The sequence below is a fragment of the Paenibacillus sp. LHD-38 genome, assembly GCF_031157315.1.
In the GTDB taxonomy this organism is placed as follows: domain Bacteria; phylum Bacillota; class Bacilli; order Paenibacillales; family Paenibacillaceae; genus Pristimantibacillus.
In genome coordinates this window covers 20,934-29,056 of record NZ_JAVIFU010000066.1, presented here as the reverse complement: position 1 = coordinate 29,056, position 8,123 = coordinate 20,934, and the positions used below count along the sequence as shown (strand labels likewise).

Here is an 8,123-nt window from a genome sequence, read left to right as displayed (position 1 = left end):
CGCTTATTAAGTATGATGCCGCGAAAATTAGTTGCTTGTGCTACATGAGTTTCCTTCGCGATATCTATACCCACAACAAGGTGAGATGTAGATATTCTTTCAATACGTTGATTTTGTTCCGCTGATTGCTTAAACTTCATAGTAAGAGCGCCTCCTTGATGGTGTTAGGTTATTAGACCTTTCGACAAACCCATCATACAGAGGCGCTCCTTTTTTGACAAAGGCCAAATCTTAGGCCCTACAGGAATGTTTAGTTTAATACTATACGAAAAAAATCAATCGAAAGTGCGATTAAGATGAGTAAACCTGCCAAAAAAAGAATAAACCACCCAATAGTATTTAAAGTAAGGATTTCGAATGAAAATTCAAGTATTGCCCATAATGTCAGGTGTTTTTCTTTCTTAGCATCTTTAAATTCTTTAATGAAATCACGAAGGGAGTATCCGCCCAGTAGTGTCATACCAAATCCAAAAATCCAAGCTATAAGCCGACTTCCTTCATGTATCACGATACCCATCCAAATCCCCCTTTTTCTACGAGTATAATTCCCTATTTTTGGATGCGTATTCAAAGATATTGTTCATCCAAACTGCCGGTTAGCTAAATGGATGAACGGAAATAGCCCCCAGAACGATGTATAAGTTCTAAGGGGCTATTAATTGTGTCACATCATATCTAATATTGTGTTTCGTGTATCTTCAAGCCGTAAACAATGTCAATTAATAAAAGTTACATGCAGCTCTTTTTGGCAATATAAGAATTTATAAGTTTCACATTATAAATAAGCTTATATTTCTCCGCGAAACGAGCTGTTGCCGCCAAAGGACGGCGACAGCCGTTTACGCTTGCATGGATTAATTTTCGCCAGAATCAACTGTTCGATTCATGAATTGCGATTGCGATAAAGCAAATAGATGAAGAAAGGAGCGCCGACGCCGGCGGTAAACACACCAACCGGAATGTCGTAGGGCAAAAATGCCGTCCGAGCTACCGTATCCGCAGCGGCGACAATCAATCCGCCGATCAGAGCCGATACCGGGAGCATGCCGCCGAACGAAGGGCCGACCAGCTTGCGGGTCATATGAGGCGTGACCAGTCCGATAAACGAGATGGCCCCGCCTACCGATACAGCGGCTCCGGCCAAGGCAACGCTGATCATAAGAAGCGTGAAGCGTTGACGCTGAACAGCGCTTCCCGCACTTACCGCGATATCGTCCCCAAGCTGAAGGACGTTCACGTTCCTGGCGAATACGATCGCGAGCGGGATAAAGACGGCTACCCATGGCAGGATCATTCCTACAATACTCCAATCGGTGCCGTATACCGTACCGGTCAGCCACACGTAGGCCTGTGAAGATGTGAAGATCGGGTTCTTGACAAGCATCACCTTGGTAATAGAGCCGAGCAGGAAGTTGATACCGATCCCGACCAGCACGAGGCGGATCGCCGTCACGCCCTTTTTCCAGGCGAGCAGGTAGATGAGAATAGACGTGATGCCGGCACCCGCCATCGCGGCTACCGGCAGCCAGACGATGCTGACCGTCCCCGACAAATAGCTGATAAATGCAACCGCGGCAAGGGAAGCGCCGCTCGTAATGCCGATAATGTCGGGGGAAGCCAGAGGATTGCGGATGATTCCTTGCAAGATCGAACCTGCGACCGCAAGCGCGGCACCGACGAGAAACGCGGCTGCGATCCGGGGAAGGCGAAGCGTATGTACGATAAGCCTTTGCTCTTCGGTGCCGTATCCGAAGATCGCTCGGACGACGTCCAGAGGATGAATACGAACATCGCCGAGCGAAGCGCTCAGCAAGAAGATGACAACGGAGGAGACCGCAAGCGCGATAGTCAGTATCAACGTTTTCTTATGAACGATAAAAGAAACGGGGATTTTCTCGAATCGGACATGTGTATGGGATTTCACCTCGTAACGATCCCCTTTCTAGCGATCACGATGAAGGCCGGTATGCCGATGATCGCGGTCATAATGCCGACGGGCAGCTCTTCCGGCTGGATGACGAAACGTGCTGCGATGTCGGCCGCGAGAACGAGAATCGCGCCGAGAACTGCACTGTAAGGAATAATCCAGCGGTAGTCGTTGCCGGCAAACTGGCGGGCTATCGTAGGCACGATCAACGCGATGAAGCCTACCGGACCCGCCACTGCGACGGAGCTGCCGGCGAGCGCCACGATGATCAGACCGGCGGCAAGCTTCACGAACAAGGTCCGCTGCCCGAGCCCCTGTGCCGTATCTTCTCCCATCGTGAGTACGTTCATATGTCTGGCGATCCAGAGAGCGCCGATCCATCCAGCCGCCATGAACGGCAGCACGGCTTGCAGCATCTCGACGGATCTGCCCGCGACCGATCCGGCCAGCCAGAACATAACCTCGTTCAAGCCTTGTTCGTCGAGAACGAGCATCCCCTGCGTGAACGAAGAGAACAGGGCGCTCAGCGCAGCACCCGCCAAAATAATCTTAAGCGGCGTCAAGCCGTCGCGCCCGAGCGATCCCAGCAGGTAAACCGCGATGGATGCCAATGCGGCACCCGCAAAGGATATGCCCGTCAGCACCGGCAGCGAGGAGATGGATAACTGGGTCACGGTGAAAACAATCATGAACGACGCGCCATAGTTGATTCCAATCACGTTCGGATCAGCAAGAGGATTTCTCGTTAATCCCTGGATTAGCGAGCCGGCAACTGCTAGGCTGGCACCGATGGCGGCCGCGGTGAATGCTCTCGGCATACGCGCAGTTTGCACGATGATTTGCGCGTTCGAAGTTTCGTCGTATTGCGTGAAAGAATGGTATACGTCGCTCAAACTAATAGTCGTTGCTCCGTATGCCATGCTGGCGTATACGCACACGATCAAGATGAGGAAGCCGAACGCAAGGCCTGAGCCTTTAGTTATGTTTCCAGAGAAGAACCTTTCCATGATCGTCGCTCCATTCCAAGGGACAGCGAGAAAGAATGAGCCGAAACAGCTCATTCTTCCTCGTGTCGCGATCGTTATCCCATTGTTAAATATCGAAATAGAAGTATAGGTCATCGAGCATCATCTTCGCCGCGGTCGCGCCGCCGGACATGTTCCAGGTAATGTCGTTTACCTTATAGTACTTGCCGTTCTTGACCGCTTTGAGATTGTTCCAAAGAGGATTCTTCTGCCATTCGGCCTGTGTCTTGAATTCATCCCCGCCGCCGTTGCTGGATGTAATATCGAAGATGATATCACCGTCGATGAGCGGAATCTGTTCCTGAGAAGCCAGGTCGACGAACACTTTGTCCGGCGATTGCTGCGCTTTTGGACGTTTCAGGCCAAGCTCCTGCAGAATGGTACCGGCAAATCCGGAAATATAGATACGGGCGGAATTATCGTCGTAGAAGCGGACGATCGATACCTCTGCGTTCTGGCTGCCGACTTTGGCTTTGAAGTTCGCAACCCGCTTGTTCCAATCGCTCATGAAAGCAGTGGCATTGTCTTCTTTATTGAGCGCCTTGGAGGCGATGTCCATGTTTGTTTTCCACTCGAAAAGTTGATCAACGTACAAGGTTGGAGCGATCTTGGACAACTGGCCGTAAATTTTCTCGTGGCGAGGTTTCGCTCCGATAATCAGGTCAGGTTTCAAAGCGACGATCGCCTCGATGTTTGGCTGAAGCTCGCTCCCGAGGTTTTTGACGCCGGCCATGTCCGCCCGGAGATAGTGGTACCAAGGAGCTTGAACCCACGATTCGACCGCGCCGATGGGTTTGACGCCTAGCGTTAACGAGATATCTACCATGCCGTTGAACAGGACGACAACGCGTTTCGGAACGGAAGTGAGGGTGGTTTCGCCCATAGCGTGTTTGATTGTGCGTTTCGTATCGATTTTGACCGTACGTGCGCCGGCATTCCAGTTCACCCACAAGCCGAACGATTCGCCGAGGAAGCGGAGCGGCACGAGAGTGCGGCCGTTCTTCTCAACGACGTTTACGGGAAGCTTCACGGCTTGGCCGTTAACGGTTGCTTTGTTGCTGTTGATCGTTAATTCTACGGTAGTTTTGTTTCTAGTCACTTTCAGTTTTTTCGTTTTCGCATCGAAGCTTAACACGGCGCCGAATTTGGAAGTAATCGCGCTGTAAGGAACCATCGTGGTACCGTTAATGACTTGCGGCTGGACATCAAAGCTGATTTGTATGCCGTCGAGCACGACTTTTATCGGCGTAGCGGCCGCCGTAGCAACGAGCGGTACGGAAACGATGGCAATCAAGAGAGAGAGGAATAAGGAAAATACGCGGAACTTTAGCTTAATCATGAGAAAAAGGAAACCACCTTTCAAAATGTTTTTTAATAATGATTATCATTCTCGTTAAACAATAGAGCAAGCTTCATTCGCTTGTCAACAATAATTTTCCATAACAACTTAGGAAAGTTAAACGCCGGCTTTGTCCGCTAATTGACGAAATGCTTGATACAACTCGTAGTCGAGTTGTATTACCGCCTTGGTGTCGATCGTCTCGACGGCTTGCAGCTCGTTCAACTTGTTGATTTTTTCTTGAAGGAAATCGACCATATCTGGGTAAGATGCTGTTACATCGGCTTTCATCCCGTCCCAATCCTGCACGATCCGGGAAGAGACGTCCACGATTTTCGACGTATCGTTATTCTCGGCATGCTGCTTCAAGTCTTTGACAAGCCCGCGGATGTGTTCGATTGAAGTTTTTAATTGCTCGGATTTTGGGTCCTTCGCCGCGGCTTTATCATCACCGTTATCCATGATGGAATCCGTGACTGCTTTGGATATGGACGCATTGTTCTTCTGGGCTGTCTGAGCTTTTTCGGATTTTGTTTGTTTTGGGGGAGGCTCGCTCGGCTTGGCCGAGGGTTGTTCTACTTCTTCTTCTTCTTCTTTAGCCTTGGTTGTCGGCGTCGGCTCCAGTGGAGCGGGGCTAGCGGACGCGTCCGGTTGCTGCAGTTCAGCCTCGGCTGGTTGTTCACTTTGCGTTTGTTCATTTTGCGGTTGTTCGCTTGCCGGTAGACTAGTCTCGATCGCTTGTTCTGTCTCTATGTATCTATTCGATGACGGAGATGAGCTGCAGGCCGTGGTCAGGCACAGCGCTGCCGCGATAGCGATAGCAAAAGCTTGTTTCAAGTGTGTTCCTCCCATGCTTCTATATTCGTTGGATTTCAGACGTCCTAGAATACTTTAGTGTAAAATGCAGTCATTTACAATCATTTTTTGATAATAATTATCAATATCATTGACAATTCGTTCCTGGCTGAATTAAAATTTGTGGTAAATAAAGGAGATGAACCGCTTGTACGCTTTGGAAACTCGGGATTTGTCGATAAGCTACGGTGATCAATTTATATTTCAAGATTTGCAGCTGTCGATCGCCAAAGGTAAAGTCACAGCGATGATCGGCAGCAACGGTTGCGGTAAATCGACACTTCTGCGTACAATGGCAAGATTGCTCAAACCGCAGAAGGGCCATGTGCTGTTAGAGGGTGAGTGCATTGCCACGTTATCGACCAAGGAAGTCGCCAAACGGATGGCTTTGCTGCCCCAAGGACCTACGGCACCGGAAGGACTGACCGTCATTCAACTCGTCAAGCAAGGAAGATATCCGTATCAGAGCTGGTTGCAGCAGTGGTCGAAGGAAGATGAACAGCATGTAAACGGGGCATTGGAGACGACAGGGTTAATGGAGCTGGCGGAGCGGACGGTTGATTCGCTATCCGGTGGGCAGCGGCAGCGCGCATGGATTGCAATGGTATTGGCGCAAGGCACGGATATCGTGCTGCTCGACGAACCGACGACGTATTTAGACCTGACGCACCAGATTGAAGTGCTCGATTTGCTTTATTCACTTAACGCAAGCGAGGGGCGTACGGTTGTCATGGTGCTTCACGATATCAATCTGGCCTGTCGTTACGCGCATCATATCGTGGCTATTCAAGATCATCAGGTTTACGTTGAAGGCTCGCCGGAAGAAGTCGTGACCGCAGGAATGATCGAGGATGTCTTCCGCATGAAAGCAAGTGTGATCCAAGACCCTTTGTACGGAACGCCGTTGTGTGTACCGCATGGCAAGGGAAGGACAATTTAAGCAAGGAGGTAAAAACAATGCCGTTCGAATATACATCGGAAGAAATCGATGAGCTGGTAATAAATCACCGATTGGCGCTTGAGCCGTCGGCGGACAGGTGGTATTCCATCCCGGCGACCGATCTGCTCGACAAAGACAAAACTCTGGATTATTTGAACAAGGTTGCGAACATATTCGAAGCTACGTCCAATGCCGCGAATGCCTCTCTGTTCGCCAAGAGGTACAGCTTCTTAATCATTGCATCCAGCCTATATGCGATGAGCAGGTATGACAAAAGCCTGGATTATTCCATAGAGAATTGTCATATCGAATCCATTCATCAAGGGCAAGCCTGGCTGCCGAAGGTACGCCTAACGGAATGGCAAGCTACTAGGCCAGGGGAAGGTGGACGGAACGAATGGCGGGATCAAGTGATCCGCAACGTATTTGCCGATAATTTGTCCAAAGCCTGGCGCGCGCTTTCGAAATCGGCATCTGTCTCAATATCCGTCCTATGGGAAAATACGGCGATCTATGTGTACTGGCTGTATGAGAACAAATTCGCAGAAGGAGCCGATGCCGATCTTAGAGCCCGAATCCAAGCCGACTATGATTATTTGCGTACGGCAGCCCCAGCCCACCTTTTTGGAGAAACCAGGAATCCTCTAGCCAAATTCGATAGCCCTAAAGTGGCCACCAAAGCTTCGAATCAGCCCATTCGTATCCGGAAAACCTGCTGTTTTTACTATCAGGCTTCGGATGAGCCGAACGATTATTGCCCTACGTGCCCCAAGATAAAGCATGAAAGGGTCTCCATAGGCTAACACCTATGGCCCCTTCAAAGACGCTGCTAACCTCACTTGTATTTACTTCTCCTGTAATCTATCTCCGCAAGCACCTTTGCAATGCCAAAATTAATCTTTCGTACATGATATTGACAATTGAAGACACTCACCCTAAGATAATGTATGTAATGATATTGATTATCATTATCAATAATACGGCAAAAGCTGATTAGCAAGGACTGCTTGTCGTCGGGGAGGGGTGGCTTTGAACCCATATCTGGTTCAGAACGCGCAGAACAAACTCATTATGAGCAAAGCGAGGGAACTGGGGATCACCTGCAAGCCGTTGATTCCGGGATGCGAAGATTTTCTGGAGCTGTCCTACAAGGGCAAGAACATTATTATCAACAAGACGAGATCGCATAAGATGACGTTAATGTCGGGTTTGCTGGCCAAGAACAAAGAGGTGTCAAATCTGCTGTTGAGAAGATGCGGACTGCCGGTGCCTGATGATATTGTCGTTTCCCGAATGGGAGAAGAGGCCGTACGATTCTTGAAGACTTATGAATTGGTCACCGTCAAGCCGCTCGACTTAAACCGGAGTATCGGTGTGACGCTGGGCATCCGTAACGAAGAGGATTTGGATCAAGCCATTCGGACGGCACGGCTTCATAGCGAGAGCGCCATGATACAGCGATACGTGGAAGGCTTCGACTATCGGATATTGGTCATCGCTGGCAAAGCGGTCGGCGTCTTGGAGTATCGCCCTGCGTTCATCGAAGGCGACGGACGTTCGACGATCAGGCAGCTTATTCAAGAGCTGAACGATGATCAACTGAGACGCAACGATGCGGGGACGATCGGTTCGTTCCAGCCGGTCGACATCGAGTCGGAAACCGTACTCCTTCATCTGCAACAGCTGGGCTGGACGGTCCATGACATCTTAGAGGGAAGGAAACGGGTAGAACTTTTTGCGAAAGGAAATATTGCGGCGAATGATATCAGTGAAGTCGTGACGGACCGAACCGAAGAGATTTGCCGGATCAACGCCGATATCGCCATTCAGGCCGCAAGTGCTTTGCAAGTCGACGTCGCTGGCGTAGATATCCGCTGCAAGGATATCAGCCTTCCGCTGGACGCGGAGAACGGGGGGATTCTTGAGGTCAATGCTTTGCCGGATATGATCGATCCTCATCTCTTTTTTCAAGGGGAATCTTCAGACGCGGTCAAAATCTATTTGCAATATCTATTCGAAGAATAAAGGAGCGTTAAA

The 8,123-nt window shown here is 49.8% G+C and carries 8 protein-coding genes and 1 pseudogene; 3 read left to right on the top strand and 6 right to left on the bottom strand.

The features are described 5' to 3' along the window. The 6 genes and pseudogenes from RCO25_RS31125 to RCO25_RS31100 form a co-directional block, all read right to left on the bottom strand. Nucleotides 1–140, bottom strand: a pseudogene (locus RCO25_RS31125) (IS110 family RNA-guided transposase); the annotation flags it as partial. A 110-nt stretch (nt 141–250) separates the two neighbouring features. Further along, nucleotides 251–517, bottom strand: a complete 267-nt coding sequence (locus RCO25_RS31120) for a hypothetical protein (protein ID WP_308999960.1) — start codon at nt 515–517, stop codon at nt 251–253. Nucleotides 518–883: 366 nt separating this feature from the next. Then, nucleotides 884–1,924 carry a FecCD family ABC transporter permease gene (locus RCO25_RS31115; protein ID WP_308999959.1) on the bottom strand — a complete coding sequence of 347 codons (1,041 nt, stop codon included), beginning with the start codon at nt 1,922–1,924 and terminating at the stop codon, nt 884–886. Further along, nucleotides 1,921–3,048 (bottom strand): FecCD family ABC transporter permease, encoded by a 1,128-nt coding sequence (locus tag RCO25_RS31110; protein WP_308999958.1) that lies wholly within the window; start codon nt 3,046–3,048, stop codon nt 1,921–1,923. Before RCO25_RS31110 ends, RCO25_RS31115 begins: the two co-directional genes overlap by 4 nt. After that, nucleotides 3,020–4,291 (bottom strand): stalk domain-containing protein, encoded by a 1,272-nt coding sequence (locus tag RCO25_RS31105; RefSeq protein ID WP_308999957.1) that lies wholly within the window; start codon nt 4,289–4,291, stop codon nt 3,020–3,022. Before RCO25_RS31105 ends, RCO25_RS31110 begins: the two co-directional genes overlap by 29 nt. A gap of 117 nt (nt 4,292–4,408) precedes the next feature. Next, complete coding sequence (locus RCO25_RS31100; protein WP_308999956.1) at nt 4,409–5,128, bottom strand: hypothetical protein; 720 nt, start codon at nt 5,126–5,128, stop codon at nt 4,409–4,411. Between the two features lie 166 nt (nt 5,129–5,294). On the opposite strand from RCO25_RS31100, the gene RCO25_RS31095 reads away from it, so the two are divergent. The 3 genes from RCO25_RS31095 to RCO25_RS31085 all read left to right on the top strand — a co-directional run bounded on the left by RCO25_RS31095 (nt 5,295) and on the right by RCO25_RS31085 (nt 8,111). Next, the gene (locus tag RCO25_RS31095; RefSeq protein WP_308999955.1) at nt 5,295–6,086 is read left to right on the top strand and encodes an ABC transporter ATP-binding protein; all 792 of its coding nucleotides are present in this window, start codon (nt 5,295–5,297) and stop codon (nt 6,084–6,086) included. Between the two features lie 17 nt (nt 6,087–6,103). Then, a complete protein-coding gene (locus RCO25_RS31090) occupies nt 6,104–6,889 on the top strand; it encodes an IucA/IucC family C-terminal-domain containing protein (protein ID WP_308999954.1) in 786 nt (261 codons plus the stop codon). A 226-nt stretch (nt 6,890–7,115) separates the two neighbouring features. Beyond that, nucleotides 7,116–8,111, top strand: a complete 996-nt coding sequence (locus RCO25_RS31085; RefSeq protein WP_308999953.1) for an ATP-grasp domain-containing protein — start codon at nt 7,116–7,118, stop codon at nt 8,109–8,111. Nucleotides 8,112–8,123 lie beyond the last annotated feature (12 nt).